This window comes from Bradyrhizobium sp. USDA 3311, from assembly GCF_054062495.1.
Map to the genome: position 1 here is coordinate 3,247,156 of NZ_JBSSFI010000001.1, position 16,700 is coordinate 3,263,855.

The window sequence follows — 16,700 nt, forward strand, 5'->3', positions numbered from 1 at the left end:
GACTACGCCGCCCGGATATGCGCCAGGAAACGATCGACCTCGTCGCGCAGCCGTTGCGACTGCTTCGACAGCTCGATCGCGGAGCCCAGCACTTCCTCGGCCGCCGTTCCGGTCGCTGCGATGCCGGCGGTGACGCCGGAGATGTTCTGCGAGACTTCGCCGGTGCGGGCGGCGGCCTGCTGGACGTTCTGTGCGATCTCCTGCGTCGCGGTGCCCTGTTGCCCGACGGCGGCGGCAATCGCGGCCGAGATTTCGTCGACCTGCTGGATCGTCGCACAGATCGACTGGATGCCGTCGACCGCGCCGGTGGTCTCTCCTTGTACCGCGGTGACCTGCGCGCCGATCTCCTCGGTTGCTTTCGCGGTCTGGGTCGCCAGCGCCTTCACTTCGGAGGCGACGACGGCAAAGCCGCGACCGGCTTCGCCCGCGCGCGCCGCTTCGATCGTCGCGTTGAGCGCCAGCAGATTGGTCTGGCCCGCAATGCCATTGATGAAGGAGACCACGTCGCCGATTTTCTGCGCGGCATCCGCCAGGCTCTGCACGCGCGCATTCGATTGCCGTCCGTCGCTCGCGGCCTTGCCGACCACCTCGGTCGCGTGGGCGAGCCGCCGGCTGATCTCGGTCATCGACGAGGACAATTCTTCCGCGGCAGCCGCGACCGTCTGCACGTTCTCGGAGGCCAGCGCCGAGGCCGACGACACCGTGCGGGTCTGCTCGCGCGACTGCTCGACGATGGCGGACATCGAGCGCGCGGTGTGCTCCATCTCGACCGCGGCCGCGGACACCGTGGTGACGACCTCGCGGATGCTGGCCTCGAAATTGTCGGCGAGCGCGGCGAAGGCGCGCCGCTTCTCCGCCTCGGACTGCGCCTTGGCCTCGAGCTGCTCGGCCTGGAGCTTGTCAAAATTCACCGCATTGTCGCGGAACACCGCGACCGCCTTCACCATCGCGCCCACCTCGTCATTCGCCTTGCTGGTGGGCACGGCGACATCGAGACGTCCGTCCGCGAGCTCGCGCATCACGTTCGTGATCGACAGGATCGGGCGCGAGATGCTGCGGGCGATGAGATAGCCGACGATCGCCGCGAGCACGAGCCCGAGCGCGGCGATCCCGATCGCCAGCAGCCAGGCGCGATCGGCGGAAGCCTCGTAATCGGCATTGTCCATCACGAGCTCGACCGCGCCGAGCGGCTTGCCGGAAAAGTCCCTGATCGGTCCGAGCAGCGCGGCGACCGGCGTGGTGTCGAGCCTGGCTTGTCGCACCGTGAAGCCGCCCTCGGCGGCACGGCCGTAATCGGCCGTATCGAAGAAGCTCTTTCCCTTCAGCGTGCCCCCGAACAGCTTGAAGCCCGAACCGTCGGCGAGATGGAAGGCGATGTCGACATGGCGGTTGGTCTTGAAATCGTCGAGGAACGGCTGTCCGAAGGTCAGGCCGAATTCGACCGTGCCGAGATGCGTAGCCCCTTGCGCGATTGGCACCACGCCGCGGATGCCGAGCCCGGCCACGCCGCCCTCGAGCCCGACCACGACCTTGCGGTCCTGGTTGGCGACGACGACGGTCTTGCGGAAGCCGGAGAGGTCGTCGCCGAACTTGGCCGGCTGGTGCACGCGCAGGTAGGACGTCGCCGGCGGCACGTGGAACTGGAACTGGTCGACGCCGTAGTCGGATTTGATCGCAGTGAACACCGGTCCGAACAGGCGCACCAGCGCCTCGCGGTCCTGCTTCGCGATCGCCTCCTGCGTCGCCGGCATCGCGGCCACCACGGCGCTCATCGCGGCGGCGCGGTGCGATTCCTCGGCGATGCGCGATTGCAGGGCGTCGTAGTGGCTGCGCAGTTCGCGCTGGTCGGCGCGGTCGATGATGCCGGCGATGATCCACATCGCGCCCAGCACGGCAAACAGCGCGGTCGCCGCCGCCGTCACCGCCAGCGCAACCGTGATCCGCATCCTGAGGCCGAGGCTCGTCTGCATGTCCGACTCGTTCCTTGAGCGTTGGTTAACAACGCTTATCAACTTCTCGCTAAGAGAGGGTGAACGGAATACCGGCTGAGCGGGGTGGTTGTGGGGGGCGGGTGAAACGGTGGGCGCGTGTCAAAAACTCCGATGTCGTCCTGGCGAAAGCCAGGACCCATAACCACCGGACGTAGTTTGGCGAAGATTCGTGGTTGCCACTTCGCACCACGACTGCTCCCTGGGGTATTGGGTTCCTGGCTTTCGCCAGGACGACGCCGAGGGTGAGGCGGCCGCGTGCGGCCCTAATACCCCCGCGTCCGGTCCACCACGTTCTCCAGCGCGCCGCCGGCCTCGAACCGTGCGATCTGCTCGGCGACATAGGCCGAGATCGCTTCCGCGTCGGTGTCCGCGGCGTTGTGCGGGGTCAGCAGCACCTTGGGATGGGTCCAGAAGCGGCTGTCTTTCGGCTGCGGCTCCTGCACGAAGACGTCGAGCGAGGCGGCGCCCAGCGTGCCGTCGTCGAGACAGGCCAGGATGTCGGCTTCGTTCTGCAAGCCGCCGCGGCCGGCATTGATCAGCACGGGGGCGCCGAGCGGGCTCTTGCGGTTGAGCTTTGTGAAGACGTCGCGGTTGAGGATGCCGTGCGTGTCCGGTGTCAGCGGCAACAGCGAGACCAGGATGTCGGTCGCGCGCAGGAACGCATCGATTCCGGCGGTGCCATGGAAGCACTCGACGCCCTCGATCGTGCGCGGGCTGCGGCTCCAGCCAGCGACGCGGAAGCCGAGCCGCCGCAGCACGTCGGCCGCGTCCGCACCCAGCGTGCCCAGTCCCATGACGCCGACCGTGACTGCGCTTGCCGGCCACTGATATTTCGGCTCCCAGCGCTTCTCGCGCTGCGACTGCCGCAAATACAGCTCCTGGCGGTGGTGCATCAGCACGTGAAGCACGACGTATTCGGTCATGCGATTGGTCAGGTCGGGCACGGCGACGCGAACCAGCGGCACGTCGGGCAGGCTCTTGTCCGCCATCAGGGCATCGACGCCGGCGCCGAGATTGAAGATCGCGCGCAGATTGGGGAACGAGCCGAGATCGCCGGGCACCGGCTTCCACACCGCGGCATAATGCACCTCGGCCGGATCGAGCGCCGTATCCGGCAGCAGCACCACGCGGCGGCCTCCGCAGACCGAATCGAACCGGGCCTTCCAGCGCTCCGGCAGCCAGTTCTGCTGCGTGCTGTTGATCAGGACGGCCAGTGTGCCTTTGGTCATTCGAAGTGCCTCGTCGTGTTCCGATTTTGAGGGCTCTCCTTGGCACGATCTGCCGGATTTTTCTTGCAAATTTTTTCCGCAGCCCTGTCGGGGCGGGGCATAGTGGATCGTCTTTACAACAAGAGGTCAGGGAAGGTGCTGCCCATGCTTTATGCGATCCTTTGCTATCATGACGAGGACTTCGTCGGCTCCTGGAGCAAGGACCAGGACGAGGCGGTGATGAAGAAGCTCGCCGTGGTGCAGGAGAAGCTCACGAGCCAAGGCCGGCTCGGTCCGGTGGCGCGGCTGTTGCCGACCACCGCGGCGGCGACGCTGCGTAAAGAGGACCCGCCGCTGGTGCTCGACGGCCCCTATGCCGAGACCAAGGAGCAGTTGCTCGGCTTCTACATCGTCGACTGCAAGAACCTCGACGATGCGCTCGACGTCGCGCGGGACCTCGGCGCCGCCAACCCCGGCGGCGCCTATGAGGTGCGTCCCGTCGGCGTGTTCAGGCCCGGAGGAAATTTGACGTGAGCGAGACTGATACCGCCTGGATCGAGACCGCGCTGACTTCGGCGCGACCCCAGGCGGTCGGCGCGCTGCTGCGCTATTTCCGCGATCTCGACACCGCCGAGGAGGCTTTCCAGAACGCCTGCCTGCGCGCGCTCAAGACCTGGCCGCAGAACGGCCCGCCGCGCGATCCCGCGGCCTGGCTGATCATGGTCGGCCGCAATGTCGCGATCGACGAGGTGCGGCGCGCCCGCAAGCAGCAGCCGCTGCCCGAGGACGATCAGGCGATCTCCGATCTCGACGATGCCGAGGGCGCGCTCGCCGAGCGGCTCGACGGCTCGCATTATCGCGACGACATTTTGCGGCTGATGTTCATCTGCTGCCACCCGCAATTGCCGGCGACGCAGCAGATCGCGCTCGCCTTGCGCATCGTCTCCGGTCTCACGGTGAAGCAGATCGCGCGCGCTTTCCTGGTCTCGGAGGCGGCGATGGAGCAGCGCATCACGCGCGCCAAGGCGAAGGTCGCGGAGGCCGAGACGCCTTTCGAAACGCCCGGCCCGATCGAACGCTCCGAGCGGCTCGCGGGCGTCGCGGCGATGATCTACCTGATCTTCAACGAGGGTTATTCGGCGAGCGGCGACACCGCCGAGATCAGAAAGCCGCTCTGCGAGGAGGCGATCCGGCTGGCGCGGCTGCTCCTGCGGCTGTTCCAGAGCGAGCCGGAGATCATGGGGCTGGCGGCATTGCTGCTGTTGCAGCATGCGCGCAGCGCCGCGCGGTTTGCGGACGACGGTTCGCTGATCTTGCTGGAGGACCAGGATCGCTCCCTGTGGAACGGCTCCATGATCGCGGAAGGGCTGGCGCTGATCGACAAGGCGATGCGCCATCGCCGCAGCGGGCCCTACCAGATTCAGGCCGCAATCGCCGCGTTGCATGCCCGTGCGGCGACGCCGGAGGAGACCGACTGGGCCCAGATCGACCTGCTCTATGGCGCGCTGGAACTGGCGCAGCCGTCGCCGGTGGTGACGCTCAATCGCGCGGTCGCGGTGTCCAAGGTGCGCGGGCCGCAAGCCGCGCTCGACCTGATCGAGCCGCTGGCACCAAAGCTTGGCAACTACTTCCATTTCCACGGCGTGCGCGGCGCCTTCCTGATGCAGCTCGGCCGCAATGACGAAGCCCGCATCGCCTTCGACCGCGCCATCGCGCTCGCCAACACTTCGGCGGAAGCCGCCCATATCCGCATGCACATCGATCGCCTGATCCGGGACAGCCAGCCGAAGAGCAGCAACGGGAGCGCCAGGCAGGGTGCGAAGGCGAAATGACGGCTTGCCGTCATTCCGGGGCGATGCGAAGCATCGAACCCGGAATCTCGAGATTCCGGGTTCGGTCCTGCGGACCGCCCCGGAATGACGATCCAAAAAATCTCATTTCGAATTGTCGGCCTCAGCCTCCTCCCTTCGTCTTAATCCCGTATCCAGGGAGCCATTCATGCTGAAAGCCATTGCCATCATCGCCATCGTGCTCGCGGTCGGACTAGCGGGCGTCCTCGTCTTCGCCTTCACCAAGCCTGACACCTTTCGCGTCGAGCGTTCGCTCGCCGTGAAGGCGCCGGCCGATGCCATCTATCCGGTGGTCGCCGACTTCCACTTCTGGACCAGCTGGTCGCCCTATGAGAACCGCGATCCCGCCATGAAGCGGACGTTCGGCGGAACAGCGCGGGGCAAGGGCGCGACCTATGCCTGGGACGGGAACAACAACGTCGGCGCCGGCCACATGGAGATCCTCGAGGCGAGCACGCCGTCGAAGCTCCGCATCAAGCTCGATTTCGAGCGTCCCTTCGAAGGCCACAACACCGCCGAGTTCACCTTTGTGCCGCAAGGCGATGCTACACTGGTCACATGGGCGATGTACGGTCCGGCGCCCTTCATGTCCAAGGTGATGCAGGTCTTCATCAACATGGACAGCATGATCGGCAAGGATTTCGAGGCCGGCCTCGTCAGCCTGAAGAAGCTCACCGAGAAACAATGAGCCTCACAGCCCAGGGAAAGAAAAGGAGAGAAGCGATGCTCAATCCATATCTGTTCTATCAGGACACCTGCGAAGCGGCGTTCAACTTCTACGCCAAGGTTCTCGGCGGCAAGATCGACGCGATGATGCGCGTCTCGGACGCGCCGCCGGACATGCCGGCCGCCCCCGGCCGCGAGAAGACGATCATGCATGCGCGGATGTCGTTGCCCGGCGGCAGCGTGCTGATGGCCTCCGACGCGCCGCCCGAGCATGTCCAGAAGCCGCAGGGCTTCTCGATCTCGCTGACGATCGCCGACGTCGCGGACGCCGAGCGCAAGTTCAACGCGCTCGCCGACGGTGGCACCGTCACCATGCCGTTCAGCAAGACGTTCTGGGCCAAGGGGTTTGGCATGTGCGTCGACAAGTTCGGCATCCCCTGGATGGTGAACTGCCCGGCGGAGGGAATGTGACGGGCGCGACCGCCTGGCACGCGGCGCCCCTCCCTCGATCGTTGCGGGTAAGGGGCGCGCCCAAGGCGGTCACGTCATAGCCGGATCGGCCGTTTGCTGTTTCAACGGACCGATCCGGTCACGTCCTCGCCGGGGGACGGCGACTGGACGCAGCGAGGGCAGATCACGAGCTTCGTGCCGAGCTGCCTGTCATTCTCCGCTTCGATTTCGTCATGGACCGCCCACCACGCTTCGGAGTAGGGGCGCAAGGTCCCGAGCACTCTTTCCCGTTCCTGATTGGGATTTTCCTGCGTGGGTGCGGGGTTCGCTGCGCGCCGCTTTGTGACGGGTGGCCGGTTCGGGTTCTGTCCGAGGCCGTCCCATGCGATCGGACGACGCTCCTGCGCCGGCGCCGCCGCGCAGCCCATGAGCGCTGCGCAAAAAGTAAGCAAGACGAAGCCGTGTCGCATCATGCCGAACCCTCAGTGCGGTACGCGACACACAAAATCCGCGTGAGGGATTTTGCATCGCGTCGGTTAAATGGAACCTAAGGGAAACGAACTGGCCGGCATGGCCGGATAGGAATATGGAGTCTCGATTCGCATGACTTTGCGAGAGCAGTGGGGCCGCTTCGTGAAATGATCGGGACCGCATCGCACAACAACTGGCGCAATAATAGGCTGTGAACTGCCTGTCAAAATCGCTAATCATTCCTTCATAAATTCTACAAACTGGGATGGGCGTACTTACAAGGGGAGCGACCGATGGCAGCGGCGCTACAGATCAATTTTGCACTTTGGGGTATGCTTATCTGCGCGAGCATGGAATTGGCGCAGATGATCCAGAGGTTCTTCTAGAACCCGGCGACCGCATGACCGGCGTAATTTCGCCGGCGCGCTTGCGTGCTAGCTCACGAGCGCCATTAGCTCACAAGCAATGCGATGAGCGTGAAGCTGACGCTTGCGATCACAATCATCGAAACGACGTAGTTGCGCGGCCGCGCCGTCCGCGAGGGCGGCGGTCTCCTCGGTCGTAGCGGCGCGATGTCGTGCCGGGCGGGTTCCGTCGGCGCGAGTGCGGCTTCTGCGCCCGAGCCGATATACTTCACGTAGAGCTCGAGCAGCCGCAGTTCGGACGGCAGGTCCATCAGGCCCTCGCGGTCGCGCCGCGTCAGCAGTTCGAATTCGACGGTTTCCTCGGCGCTCAGTTGGCCAAGGACGATCCGTCCCCGGTCCGACAGGCGGTAGCGAAAATCGATGGGCTGCATAGCGTGCGACCCCTTTTAAAAATGAGCAATCTTGAAAAAAACGGCACCATCCTCGTCCGTGACCACTGCTGAGATCGTGACGCCGCCGCGGTCTCAGTCTGAGCCGCGACCATCATAGACTGCAGGGAAAGGCTGGAAACCGCGTAAATTGTGCAGGCATTGCGAAGCGGTTGAGCGGATTCGGCGTCCGGAAAGTCGAAATTCTGCAAAACTGCTCAATCGTCGGACAGCGGCGGACGCAACCTGGTCACGCGGCTGGTGACCGCCAAGTCCTCACCGGCAGCGCGGATAGATCGCGGCGAGGTCGCGCCCCTTCAACAGCAGCAACCGTGAGGTGAGGCCGCCGCGGTGGCTGATCCAGTCGCGCACCGGCCCCGGATAGGCTTGGAGCACCGCGTCGGAGGCTTCCGGCTCGGCATAGAAGCGCCCGCGCCGGTCGACCGAACGCGCGGCATGGAAGCCGAGCACGGCGCGTTTGGTGACACAGATGCGCTCGCCCGGCACGATGCTCAGCACCAGCGTGCAGGCGGACAGGCAGGGACCGTCGATCACCACGCGCTCGCCGCTCTCGCGCACCTTCTCGAATAGGTCGAGGAACGGCCCGACCCGTCCGCCGGGTGATTGGATGATGCGGATTTCGGCGGCAACCGGTGCGGAGGCGAGCAGGGCGGTCGCGAGCATTAGGGCTTTGACCAAAACGGCACGTTGCATCGTACTCTCCGCACATTCGACGTCGTCGGGCGGGCAAAGCGTCGCGCGCCCAACAATGGCACCCAAATCCGGAGACGGTGATGGGCACGGCGCGTCGCGCCTTTGTCCACCCTACAAATCCTGTGCCTACCCGTTGCGGCGCTGGCCGCGCAACGTGGGCAGGCCGATACCCGCTGCATCGAAGCCGCCATCAACGGCCAAAATTTGACCGGTGATGTAGCTCGCGCGTTCCGAGCACAGGAAATAGATCGCTTCCGCGAGTTCCTCCTCGAGGCCGTAGCGGTTGAGCGGAATGGCGTCGTGATAGTCGGCGCGGATCTCCTTGGTGTGCACCTGCTTGGCCATCGCGGTGTCGACCGGCCCCGGCGCGACCGCGTTGACGCGGATGTTGAGCGAGGCGAGCTCGACCGCGAGCTGCTTGGTCAGGTGCGCGAGCCCCGCCTTGCTGGTGCCGTAGGCCGAGCGCAAGGTCGAGGCACGCACCGCCGAGATCGAGGTGATGTTGACGATGGCGCCGCCGTCGCTGTCGCGCATCAAGGGCACCGCGGCCTTAGTGCAGAGGAACGGGCCGGTGAGGTTGACCTCGAGCACGCGGCGCCAGTCGGCATCCGGCGTCTCCATCAGCGGCGCGAACACGGCGATCCCGGCATTGTTGACGAGCGCGTCGAGCCGGCCGAACCGCCGCTCGATCGTCGTCATCGCGGCGCCGACCGCCGCCGCGTCGGAGACATCGCAGGTCAGCGCGAGCGTCGCCTCGCCTTGGCCAATCTCGGCGACGGCGCGGCCGAGCAGCTCCCCCTCGATGTCGAGCAGCGCCACGCGCCAGCCCTCGCCAAGGAACTTCTTCGCGGTCGCAAGCCCGATGCCGCGCGCGGCTCCGGTGACGAGGGCGACTTTTTGCGGGGCCTGCGGCATTTGCTAATCTGTCCTGTGTTCGAAAGGCTGTTCCCACGCGAGGGCCGGTCCCTTTTACTTCGCTTTGGTCCCGACGAGAAAGGCCCTGGCGATGCCCATCGATCCGGACGAGAACCACTCGACATATTCTTGCGTTCTGCCGGCGGAACGCCTGGCGCGATGTCGGCGCGGCCGCCGCTGCATCGTCTTCTAAGCGACGTCTGCCGAGGAGACCGATCCATGCCTGACGACCACGCCCGCCTGATCCGAGACCTCTTCGCCGCCTATCTCGCCAATGACCGGCAACGGGTGAGCGAGGCGCTCGCCGACGACTTCCGCTTCACCAGCCCGTTCGACGACGACCTCGACAAGGCGACCTATTTCGAACGCTGCTGGCGGGACACCGGCTGGATCGCGCGCCACGAGATCGAGCGCATCTTCGTCGTCGGCGACGAGGCTTTCGTCACCTATCGCTGCCTGGCGACCGATGGCAGGAGCTTTCGCAACACCGAGTTCCTCAGCTTCGCCGGCGGCCGGATCCGCCGCGTCGAGGTCTATTTCGGCGCCGCCTTCCAGGACGGCCGGTTCCTGCCGCAGCCGCGCTGAGGCAGGAACTTCCGAGGCATGACCTCCGGAATAATTTTCCGCCACGGTGTCGATTCCATAGCAAGGCATTCGTCTTACAGGGAAGCGCGGGCTGGTTCGGCCCGCTCATCTCGCCCGTCATTCCGGGGCAGCCCGCAGGGCTGAGGCCGCAATCCATCGGACCGCAGAGATTGTCGATGAACAGATTCCGGGCCTGCGCCTCGCGGCGCATCCCGGAAGGACCAGGTAAGCAAGGAACTGCCCATGCGATTCATGATGCTGATGATCCCGCTCGGCTACGAGACCGCGCCGCCGGACGTGCAACTCGATCCCGAGCGCGTCGCCGCGATGATGCGCTACAACGAGGCGCTGAATGACGCCGGCGTCCTGATCACGCTCGACGGCCTGCATCCGCCCGCGATGGGCGCGCGCGTGTCGTTTGCGACTGGCGAGCCTGTTGTGACCGACGGACCCTTCACTGAAGCCAAGGAAGTGCTGGGCGGCTACTGGATGATCGAGGTCGCCTCGCGTGCCGAGGCGATCGGGTGGGCGAAGCAGTGCCCGGCCGCGGCCAATGAAGTCATTGAGATCCGGCAGGTGCAGGAGATGGCCGACTTTCCGCCGGACGTGCAGGCCGCGGCCGCCGGCTTCGACGGTCTGAAGAACTAGCCAGAGCGGGCGCGATTGGAATTCGCGGCCGTCATCAACAAAGTCATCAACAAAGGAGAGAACCAATGAGCACCGACACTTATCTCGCCGTATTCCTCGGCAGCAAGACCAGCCCGAAATGGGCTGCATGGAACGCGATGTCAGACGCCGAGCGCAAGGCGAAGGAACTGGAGGGCATCGCGGCCTGGAAGGGTTGGGCCGAGAAGCATCAAGGCGCGATCCAGGCGATGGGCGGTCCGCTCGGCAAGACCAAGCGGGTCGATGACAAGGGCATCGCCGACATCGCCAACGAGATGGGCGCCTTCACCGTGGTCCGCGCCGCGTCCCATGAAGCGGCCGCGAAGATGTTCGAGAACCACCCGCACTTCGCGATCTTCCCCGGCGAGCGCGTCGAGATCATGCCGGTGCTGCCGATCCCGGGCGGTTAGGGCCCCGCCGTCATTCCGGGGCGCGCGCGAGCGCGCGAACCCGGAATCTCGAGATTCCGGGTTCGGCTCTTTCGAGCCGCCCCGGAATGACGGTGGAAATACGGGTTCACCAAATCCAGCTTGCGCTAGTGACCTTCACGCCCGGCTCATGTAAAGCTCGTTCACATGAGCTGGCGCAAGGAGACGCGCCGCGCCGAGCGCGGCTACCACCACGGCAATCTGAAGGAAGCCCTGTTGCAGGCGGCCCTCGGGTTGATTGCCGAGAAGGGCGCGGCCGGCTTCACCTTCGCCGATGCGGCGCGCATGGCCGGCGTCAGCGCGGCGGCGCCGTACCGGCATTTCCGCGACCGTGACGAACTGTTGTCCTCGATCGCCCAGCGCGGCTTCGAGCAGTTCGAGGCGCGCTTGACCGCGGCCTGGGACGACGGGCGGCCCGATACGGTCACGGCGTTCGAGCGGGTCGGCAGGGCCTATCTTGCCTTCGCCCGCGAGGAGCCGGCGTTCTACAACGCGATGTTCGAGTCCGGCCTGCCGGTCGATGCCAACCCGGCGCTCCAGGCCGCGAGCGAGCGTGCTTTCAACATCATTCGCGCCGCGGCGGAGCGCCTTGCGGCACTTGCACCTCCCGGCACGCCGCGGCCGCCGGCGATGATGATGGCGCTGCACATCTGGTCGATGGCGCATGGCGTGGCCTCGCTGTTCTCGCGTGGTGATGCTGCGCGACGAAAACTGCCGATGTCGCCGGACGAGCTGCTAGAGGCCGAGGTGCTGATCTATCTGCGCGGTCTCGGCTTCCCGACCGACCGCCGTCCGCCCGCGAAAGGCGCCGAGCCGCCGCCGGTGCCTTCGGAGGCATCCTCCGGTTCTGGCGTGCCGCCGGGCGGCCCCTGGGGCAAGCCGAAATAAAATTGCGCAAATAATTCGCCAGGCCTGTCGGGTGGCCGGCTTGACAAAATCGCGGGATGGTCTAGCTATGTAAATGTTATTTACATTCACAACGGCGCAGATGCCGTCATGGAGATGGGAAATGGCCTACACCGCTGATGTCAATCGATGGCGCGGCCCCTCGGACCAACACTATGAGCGCCCCCATATGCTCGACACGCCTTGGCATCCCGGCTGGATCGCCGTGACCATCCTCGGCTTCATCATCTGGTGGCCGATCGGACTTGCCCTTCTCTTTTTCACACTCGGGAGCAGAAAAATGGGTTGCTGGAGCCACCAGGATCGCTGGCAGAACAAGATGGAGCGGATGCAGTACAAGATGGACCGCATGCGCGGCCGTATGGAGCGCCGCGGCTTCGGCTTTGGCTTCGGCCCGCCCTCGAGCGGCAACCGCGCCTTCGACGAATACCGCACCGAGACGCTGCAGCGGCTCGAAGAGGAGCAGGTCGAATTCAAGAACTTCCTCGACCGTCTGCGTCACGCCAAGGACAAGGAAGAGTTCGACCAGTTCATGGCCCAGCACAAGACGCGTCCGACCCCGCCGCCGACCGACCAGCAGCAGGGTTGATCCGGACACCTCTCAAAGCCTTCAGGCGCATGCCCCCAAAGTCCTGATGGCCCCGAGCCGCCCGCCTGCGCATCCCGCAGGCGGGCGGTTTGGTTTTTGGGGGCGCTTTCACCTCGCCCCGCTTGCGGGGAGAGGGAGTAGACCGAGCCACTGCTTGGCTACGAGCCGCCAGAACCCAGACCTGCTCATCCGACACCAAGACTTGCGCGTCCCGTCTCACCGGGCGGCGCTTCTCATGTTGGACGACAGCATCATGGACCTCTGGACCCGCCTGCTCATTGGCGTGACCGCCTTCGCAGTGCTGGGCTACATCGGCGTCGTCTATGGCAGCTGCGCGGCCGATCCCGACTGCCATTTTCGCCTGTGTCCCGGCCGGCATTCGCTATGTGGCGTTGATCACGCACATGTGCAGGACCGGTAGAACCCGATTCGCGCCAAGCCCGACCAAGCCCTGACAGCGCACTTGCCGCGCGCCAACAGGGCCGACCATGATGAACGCCGAACGTAAGGAGATCAGGCAGCGGCTCGCGCTTCTCGAGCGCGCGTCTGCGCTGTTCGATCGATTCGGCGTCTCAGTGCCGCTCGCGATCGCGTTCCTCAACCACTGGCCGACGGAGATCAAGTCCTATCAGGACCTCGTGACCACCGATGCCTGGAAGATCTTTCTCAGCTGCGCCCTCTACGAGCTTGCCGCGTTCGCGCTGCGGCGCGCCGTTAAGTTTGCGACAGCGGACCTTGCCCCATGATCCTGCTCCGCGATTTCGCGCTTTACGTCCTGCCGGCCCTCGCCGCAGGCGGCGGCTGGCTGTATGCGCTGTGCCTGCGCAAGCGGGCGCGGTCGGGCCGCGCCCCCGAGCGGCGTTACGTCCCCCCGGCATCACTGGCGCCTTGATCCGGACCGCCTATATTCGCCTGCACAAACGAAGGGCGCACCGGAGGCGGCGATGGCGGAGGCTGCGATCATGGCGAGCGACGGCCTCTGGCAACGGGTCCGCGGCGAGGCGCAGCGCGCGGCGGATGCCGATCCCGTCTTCGGCAAGGCGCTTGCCGGCACCATTCTCGCTCATGATGATTTCGCCGCGGCCTTGTCCGATCTGATCGGACGCCGGCTCGGCGGCAGCGCAGCCGAGCGCGCGCGCTTCTCGGCCTTTTCCTTCGATGCCTTTCGCGGCTCGCCCGATCTGATCGAGGTGGCCGGCCGTGACTTGCAGGCGATCGCGATCCATGATCCCGCCATCGCCGACCTGTTGCCGCCACTGCTGCATTTCAAGGGCTATGTCGCGCTGCAAGCCTGGCGCGTCTCGAACTGGCTCTGGCACCATGACCATCGCGACGCGGCGCTGCTGTTCCAGAACGAAGCGTCGAATGCGCTGCAGGTCAGCATTCATCCGGCCGCCAGCATCGGATCGTCAGTCTATCTCGACCACGCCACCGGCATCGTGATCGGTGCCAACGTCGTGATCGGCGACGAGGTCACCATCCTCCAGAACGTCAGCATCGGCCGCGGCAGTGAGCTGCCGACGCGCTCGCCGCGGATCGGCCGCGGCGTCTATATCGGCGGCGGTGCGACCATCCTCGGCGACATCAGCATCGGCGATTTCGCCAAGATCGGCGCCGACGCGCTCGTGACGTCAGACGTTCCTGCTGGCTGCACGGCCGTCGGCAATCCCGCGCGGCCGACCAACTGCCCCGAACCTGCCTCGGCGGCCTGATCCCATCATTGTACGGAGCCACCCCATGAAGACCGCAATCGTGATCGGTGTCGGCCCGGACCGCGGGCTCGGGGCCCGGCTCTGCAAGCGCTTTGCGACCGACGGGCTCAAGGTGATCGTCGCGGGCCGCACGCTGTCCGCGTTGCAGGCGGTTGCAGGCGACATCATCAAGGCGGGCGGAGCGGCCGTGCCCATCGTCGCGGACGCGACCAGCGAGAGCGACGTTGTCGCTCTGTTTGATGCCGCCGGCGAAGACCTCGATCTCGCCATCTACAACGCCGGCAACAATACGCCCGGCAGGATCATCGAGATGGACGCCGACTATTTCGAGCAGGCCTGGCGCGTCGTGTGCTTCGGCGGCTTCCTGTTCGGCCGCGAGGCGGTGCGTCGCATGGTGCCGAAGAAGGCGGGCACGCTGCTCTTCACCGGCGCCAGCGCCTCGCTGCGCGGCCGCGCCGGCTACGGCGCCTTCAACGCGTCCAAGGCCGGCCTGCGCACGCTGGCGCAGGCCATGGCCAAGGAATATGCGGGCGACGGTATCCATGTCGGCCACGTCGTGGTCGACGGTGCGATCGCCGGCGACAAGATTTTTTCGCGCTTTCCCGATGCGGCGAGCCGCGAAGACAGCCTGATCGACATCGAAGGCATCGTCGATGGCTTCGCGTTCCTCTACCGCCAGCCCGAACGCGCCTGGTCGTTCGAGCTCGATGTGCGGACCTCGAAGGAGAAGTGGTGAGGGGGCGGCCCTCGACCATTTCTACCCCGTCAGTGCCCGCGTATGACCGTCTTAGGGGTGGCGTAGACGATCAATACCCGTCCGCCAGTCCACTGTTGCGGCGTGGATCGTTCGCCCCGTAGTAGCGATTGTTACCGACTTGCTCGCCGTTAAGCGACGGCGCGCCGACGATGATCACCGCGAGGTGGTTCGCCGGTTGCGGCGGCCCGAATTTGTGGCCCATGACCTCCAGAATCTTGCGCGTGTCCGGCGACAGCGCATAGTCCTCGACATTGGTCAGGTCCGGCAGCCATTGCTGGTGGATGCGCGGCATGTCGACGGCTTCCTGGGCGTTCATGCCGTAATCGATCGCGTTGATCATGGTCTGCAGCACGGCCGTGATGATGCGGCTGCCGCCGGGCGTGCCCACCACCATGACGGTCTTGCCGTCCTTGGTGACGATGGTCGGGCTCATCGAGGACAGCGGCCGCTTCCCCGGAGCGATGGCATTCGCCTCGCCCTGCACCAGGCCATAAAGGTTCGGCACCCCGACCTTGGCGGTGAAGTCGTCCATTTCGTCGTTCAGCAGCACGCCGGTCTTGGCCGCCGTCACCTTGGCGCCGAACCAATCGTTCAGCGTGTACGTGACCGATACCGCGTTGCCGTCCTTGTCGGCGATTGAATAATGCGTTGTGTTGCTGCCCTCGTGCGGCGCGACGCCCGGCTTGATCTCCTTGGATATCCCGGCCTTGTTCGGATCGATCACGTCGCGGATCCTGGTCGCGTAATTCTTGTCGAGGAGGCGGTCGAGCGGATTCTTCACGAAATCCGGATCGCCGAGATAGCTGTTGCGGTCCACGTAAGCATGCCGCATGGCCTCGATCTGCACGTGCACGGCCTGCGCGGAATGGTAGCCCAGCTCCTTCAGAGGATAGCCCTCCAGGATATTCAGGATCTCGCAGATGACGACGCCGCCCGAGCTTGGTGGCGGCGCGGAAATCACGTGATAGCCGCGATAGTCGCATTCGACAGGTGCGAGCTCGCGCGTCTTGTAGCCGTCGAGGTCGTCCTGCGTCAGCAGGCCCTTGCCGGCCTCGCTCGATGCCACGATGGCGCTGCCGACCCATCCCTTGTAGAAACCGTCGGTGCCCTTGCTGCTGATCTCGCGCAATGTCTTGGCGAGCTCCGGCTGCATCAGCCTCTCACCCACCTGGAACGGCTGACCTTTGTTGAGGAAGATGGCGGCCGTTGCGGGATCGTCTCGAAAATCCGCGGTGGCGGTACGCAACAGGTCGATATCGCCCTGGTCCAGCGCAAAGCCCTGCTCGGCGAGCTGGATCGCTGGGGCGAGCAGGTCGGCGCGCTTCATGGTGCCGTACTTTTCGCGCGCATATTCCATCCCCGAGACGGATCCTGGCACGCCGACAGCCAGATGCCCCTTGGTCGAAAGGCCCTTGATGACGTTGCCGTCCTTGTCGAGATACATGTTCGCAGTCGCGCCCTTGGGCGCCGTCTCGCGGAAATCGAGGAAGGTCTTGCGGCCGTCGGCGAGCTGGATCGTCATGAAGCCGCCACCACCGAGATTGCCGGCGGCCGGATAGACGACGGCCAGGGCATAGCCGACGGCCACGGCGGCATCGACGGCATTGCCGCCGCGCCTGAGCACATCGACACCCACCTGGGTCGCCAGATGCTGCGCGGACACCACCATGCCGTTTTGCGCGGCGACCGGCGCGACCGACGCCGCACGCACGGCGCCGAATGTGACGAGGCTGACCGATACGATCGCTGCGGCCATCCACCGCACATTGGATTGTGGTTTTGGCAAGGGACGCTCCTCGGGCTGGCCGGTGATGCCGGCATATTATTGTCAGCGAACTCAGCCTGTCAGCTCGTGCCCGCCGTGAGATGCGAGATGGAGCATGTGGACGTGGTGTAGCTGTGGCGCACGCTATGCCTTCTGCGATTTCGGGCTGGGCAGGGGAGGAGGTTCCAGAAGGGGCGTCCGCTGTGCAGTGTCGTAGCGCCAAGAGTCCCATTG

Annotated in this window: 21 protein-coding genes; 14 read left to right on the forward strand and 7 right to left on the reverse strand. The window is 65.4% G+C overall.

Translation table 11 applies throughout. The features are described 5' to 3' along the window. Positions 1-2: 2 nt before the first annotated feature. Both ACVWW6_RS15375 and ACVWW6_RS15380 read right to left on the reverse strand, forming a co-directional pair. Positions 3-1,970 (reverse strand): cache domain-containing protein, encoded by a 1,968-nt coding sequence (locus ACVWW6_RS15375; RefSeq protein ID WP_456680961.1) that lies wholly within the window; start codon positions 1,968-1,970, stop codon positions 3-5. A 284-nt stretch (positions 1,971-2,254) separates the two neighbouring features. Beyond that, a complete protein-coding gene (locus ACVWW6_RS15380; protein WP_011089907.1) occupies positions 2,255-3,220 on the reverse strand; it encodes a 2-hydroxyacid dehydrogenase in 966 nt (321 codons plus the stop codon). A 144-nt stretch (positions 3,221-3,364) separates the two neighbouring features. On the opposite strand from ACVWW6_RS15380, the gene ACVWW6_RS15385 reads away from it, so the two are divergent. The 4 genes from ACVWW6_RS15385 (at position 3,365) to ACVWW6_RS15400 (ending at position 6,186) form a co-directional block, all read left to right on the forward strand. Next, the gene (locus ACVWW6_RS15385; RefSeq protein WP_011089906.1) at positions 3,365-3,733 is read left to right on the forward strand and encodes a YciI family protein; all 369 of its coding nucleotides are present in this window, start codon (positions 3,365-3,367) and stop codon (positions 3,731-3,733) included. Then, on the forward strand, positions 3,730-5,031 hold the full coding sequence (locus ACVWW6_RS15390; protein ID WP_456680962.1) for an RNA polymerase sigma factor: 1,302 nt from the start codon (positions 3,730-3,732) through the stop codon (positions 5,029-5,031). The genes ACVWW6_RS15385 and ACVWW6_RS15390 overlap by 4 nt, the downstream gene beginning before the upstream one ends. A gap of 166 nt (positions 5,032-5,197) precedes the next feature. Beyond that, positions 5,198-5,737, forward strand: coding sequence for a K(+)-transporting ATPase subunit F (gene kdpF, locus ACVWW6_RS15395; protein WP_456680963.1), 540 nt, complete (start codon positions 5,198-5,200; stop codon positions 5,735-5,737). A 35-nt stretch (positions 5,738-5,772) separates the two neighbouring features. Continuing rightward, positions 5,773-6,186 (forward strand): VOC family protein, encoded by a 414-nt coding sequence (locus tag ACVWW6_RS15400; protein ID WP_011089903.1) that lies wholly within the window; start codon positions 5,773-5,775, stop codon positions 6,184-6,186. Between the two features lie 101 nt (positions 6,187-6,287). Here ACVWW6_RS15400 and ACVWW6_RS15405 read toward each other — a convergent pair whose 3' ends face one another. From ACVWW6_RS15405 to ACVWW6_RS15420, 4 genes are all read right to left on the reverse strand, one after another. After that, a complete protein-coding gene (locus tag ACVWW6_RS15405; protein ID WP_028172998.1) occupies positions 6,288-6,638 on the reverse strand; it encodes a hypothetical protein in 351 nt (116 codons plus the stop codon). A gap of 449 nt (positions 6,639-7,087) precedes the next feature. Next, positions 7,088-7,432, reverse strand: a complete 345-nt coding sequence (locus ACVWW6_RS15410) for a hypothetical protein (RefSeq protein ID WP_028172999.1) — start codon at positions 7,430-7,432, stop codon at positions 7,088-7,090. A gap of 273 nt (positions 7,433-7,705) precedes the next feature. Continuing rightward, entirely contained in the window at positions 7,706-8,143 is a 438-nt protein-coding gene (locus tag ACVWW6_RS15415) for a hypothetical protein (RefSeq protein WP_011089901.1), read from the reverse strand. 126 nt (positions 8,144-8,269) lie between these two features. After that, complete coding sequence (locus tag ACVWW6_RS15420) at positions 8,270-9,058, reverse strand: SDR family NAD(P)-dependent oxidoreductase (RefSeq protein ID WP_304548251.1); 789 nt, start codon at positions 9,056-9,058, stop codon at positions 8,270-8,272. A 219-nt stretch (positions 9,059-9,277) separates the two neighbouring features. Here ACVWW6_RS15420 and ACVWW6_RS15425 point away from each other — a divergent pair, with 219 nt between their 5' ends. The 10 genes from ACVWW6_RS15425 to ACVWW6_RS15470 all read left to right on the forward strand — a co-directional run bounded on the left by ACVWW6_RS15425 (position 9,278) and on the right by ACVWW6_RS15470 (position 14,680). Further along, on the forward strand, positions 9,278-9,643 hold the full coding sequence (locus ACVWW6_RS15425; protein WP_028173001.1) for a nuclear transport factor 2 family protein: 366 nt from the start codon (positions 9,278-9,280) through the stop codon (positions 9,641-9,643). Positions 9,644-9,886: 243 nt separating this feature from the next. Further along, positions 9,887-10,291 (forward strand): YciI family protein, encoded by a 405-nt coding sequence (locus tag ACVWW6_RS15430; RefSeq protein ID WP_456680964.1) that lies wholly within the window; start codon positions 9,887-9,889, stop codon positions 10,289-10,291. Between the two features lie 65 nt (positions 10,292-10,356). Next, complete coding sequence (locus ACVWW6_RS15435) at positions 10,357-10,719, forward strand: hypothetical protein (RefSeq protein WP_011089897.1); 363 nt, start codon at positions 10,357-10,359, stop codon at positions 10,717-10,719. Positions 10,720-10,884: 165 nt separating this feature from the next. Continuing rightward, entirely contained in the window at positions 10,885-11,625 is a 741-nt protein-coding gene (locus ACVWW6_RS15440) for a TetR/AcrR family transcriptional regulator (protein ID WP_456680965.1), read from the forward strand. Between the two features lie 121 nt (positions 11,626-11,746). Beyond that, a complete protein-coding gene (locus tag ACVWW6_RS15445; protein WP_028173002.1) occupies positions 11,747-12,232 on the forward strand; it encodes a DUF2852 domain-containing protein in 486 nt (161 codons plus the stop codon). Between the two features lie 235 nt (positions 12,233-12,467). Then, positions 12,468-12,653 carry a hypothetical protein gene (locus tag ACVWW6_RS15450; protein WP_456680966.1) on the forward strand — a complete coding sequence of 62 codons (186 nt, stop codon included), beginning with the start codon at positions 12,468-12,470 and terminating at the stop codon, positions 12,651-12,653. A gap of 70 nt (positions 12,654-12,723) precedes the next feature. Then, a complete protein-coding gene (locus ACVWW6_RS15455) occupies positions 12,724-12,978 on the forward strand; it encodes a hypothetical protein (protein ID WP_231166635.1) in 255 nt (84 codons plus the stop codon). Then, complete coding sequence (locus tag ACVWW6_RS15460) at positions 12,975-13,124, forward strand: hypothetical protein (protein WP_456680967.1); 150 nt, start codon at positions 12,975-12,977, stop codon at positions 13,122-13,124. Before ACVWW6_RS15455 ends, ACVWW6_RS15460 begins: the two co-directional genes overlap by 4 nt. Before the next feature lie 52 nt (positions 13,125-13,176). After that, positions 13,177-13,944, forward strand: a complete 768-nt coding sequence (locus ACVWW6_RS15465) for a serine O-acetyltransferase (RefSeq protein ID WP_456680968.1) — start codon at positions 13,177-13,179, stop codon at positions 13,942-13,944. Positions 13,945-13,969: 25 nt separating this feature from the next. Beyond that, entirely contained in the window at positions 13,970-14,680 is a 711-nt protein-coding gene (locus ACVWW6_RS15470) for an SDR family NAD(P)-dependent oxidoreductase (RefSeq protein ID WP_456680969.1), read from the forward strand. A 70-nt stretch (positions 14,681-14,750) separates the two neighbouring features. Here the strand turns inward: ACVWW6_RS15470 and ggt are convergent, their stop codons facing one another. Next, positions 14,751-16,457: a gamma-glutamyltransferase gene (gene ggt / locus ACVWW6_RS15475; protein ID WP_456680970.1), complete on the reverse strand. Its 1,707-nt coding sequence runs from the start codon at positions 16,455-16,457 to the stop codon at positions 14,751-14,753. Between the last annotated feature and the right edge of the window lie 243 nt (positions 16,458-16,700).

What these genes read in the sequence shown, in the direction of transcription:
- ACVWW6_RS15375 (WP_456680961.1), bottom strand. Translation starts at nt 1,970, where the DNA reads ATGCAGACGAGCCTCGGCCTCAGGATGCGGATCACGGTTGCGCTGGCG.
- ACVWW6_RS15380 (WP_011089907.1), bottom strand. Translation starts at nt 3,220, where the DNA reads ATGACCAAAGGCACACTGGCCGTCCTGATCAACAGCACGCAGCAGAAC.
- ACVWW6_RS15385 (WP_011089906.1), top strand. Translation starts at nt 3,365, where the DNA reads ATGCTTTATGCGATCCTTTGCTATCATGACGAGGACTTCGTCGGCTCC.
- kdpF (WP_456680963.1), top strand. Translation starts at nt 5,198, where the DNA reads ATGCTGAAAGCCATTGCCATCATCGCCATCGTGCTCGCGGTCGGACTA.
- ACVWW6_RS15400 (WP_011089903.1), top strand. Translation starts at nt 5,773, where the DNA reads ATGCTCAATCCATATCTGTTCTATCAGGACACCTGCGAAGCGGCGTTC.
- ACVWW6_RS15405 (WP_028172998.1), bottom strand. Translation starts at nt 6,638, where the DNA reads ATGATGCGACACGGCTTCGTCTTGCTTACTTTTTGCGCAGCGCTCATG.
- ACVWW6_RS15410 (WP_028172999.1), bottom strand. Translation starts at nt 7,432, where the DNA reads ATGCAGCCCATCGATTTTCGCTACCGCCTGTCGGACCGGGGACGGATC.
- ACVWW6_RS15415 (WP_011089901.1), bottom strand. Translation starts at nt 8,143, where the DNA reads ATGCAACGTGCCGTTTTGGTCAAAGCCCTAATGCTCGCGACCGCCCTG.
- ACVWW6_RS15420 (WP_304548251.1), bottom strand. Translation starts at nt 9,058, where the DNA reads ATGCCGCAGGCCCCGCAAAAAGTCGCCCTCGTCACCGGAGCCGCGCGC.
- ACVWW6_RS15425 (WP_028173001.1), top strand. Translation starts at nt 9,278, where the DNA reads ATGCCTGACGACCACGCCCGCCTGATCCGAGACCTCTTCGCCGCCTAT.
- ACVWW6_RS15430 (WP_456680964.1), top strand. Translation starts at nt 9,887, where the DNA reads ATGCGATTCATGATGCTGATGATCCCGCTCGGCTACGAGACCGCGCCG.
- ACVWW6_RS15435 (WP_011089897.1), top strand. Translation starts at nt 10,357, where the DNA reads ATGAGCACCGACACTTATCTCGCCGTATTCCTCGGCAGCAAGACCAGC.
- ACVWW6_RS15440 (WP_456680965.1), top strand. Translation starts at nt 10,885, where the DNA reads ATGAGCTGGCGCAAGGAGACGCGCCGCGCCGAGCGCGGCTACCACCAC.
- ACVWW6_RS15445 (WP_028173002.1), top strand. Translation starts at nt 11,747, where the DNA reads ATGGCCTACACCGCTGATGTCAATCGATGGCGCGGCCCCTCGGACCAA.
- ACVWW6_RS15450 (WP_456680966.1), top strand. Translation starts at nt 12,468, where the DNA reads ATGTTGGACGACAGCATCATGGACCTCTGGACCCGCCTGCTCATTGGC.
- ACVWW6_RS15455 (WP_231166635.1), top strand. Translation starts at nt 12,724, where the DNA reads ATGAACGCCGAACGTAAGGAGATCAGGCAGCGGCTCGCGCTTCTCGAG.
- ACVWW6_RS15460 (WP_456680967.1), top strand. Translation starts at nt 12,975, where the DNA reads ATGATCCTGCTCCGCGATTTCGCGCTTTACGTCCTGCCGGCCCTCGCC.
- ACVWW6_RS15465 (WP_456680968.1), top strand. Translation starts at nt 13,177, where the DNA reads ATGGCGGAGGCTGCGATCATGGCGAGCGACGGCCTCTGGCAACGGGTC.
- ACVWW6_RS15470 (WP_456680969.1), top strand. Translation starts at nt 13,970, where the DNA reads ATGAAGACCGCAATCGTGATCGGTGTCGGCCCGGACCGCGGGCTCGGG.
- ggt (WP_456680970.1), bottom strand. Translation starts at nt 16,457, where the DNA reads ATGGCCGCAGCGATCGTATCGGTCAGCCTCGTCACATTCGGCGCCGTG.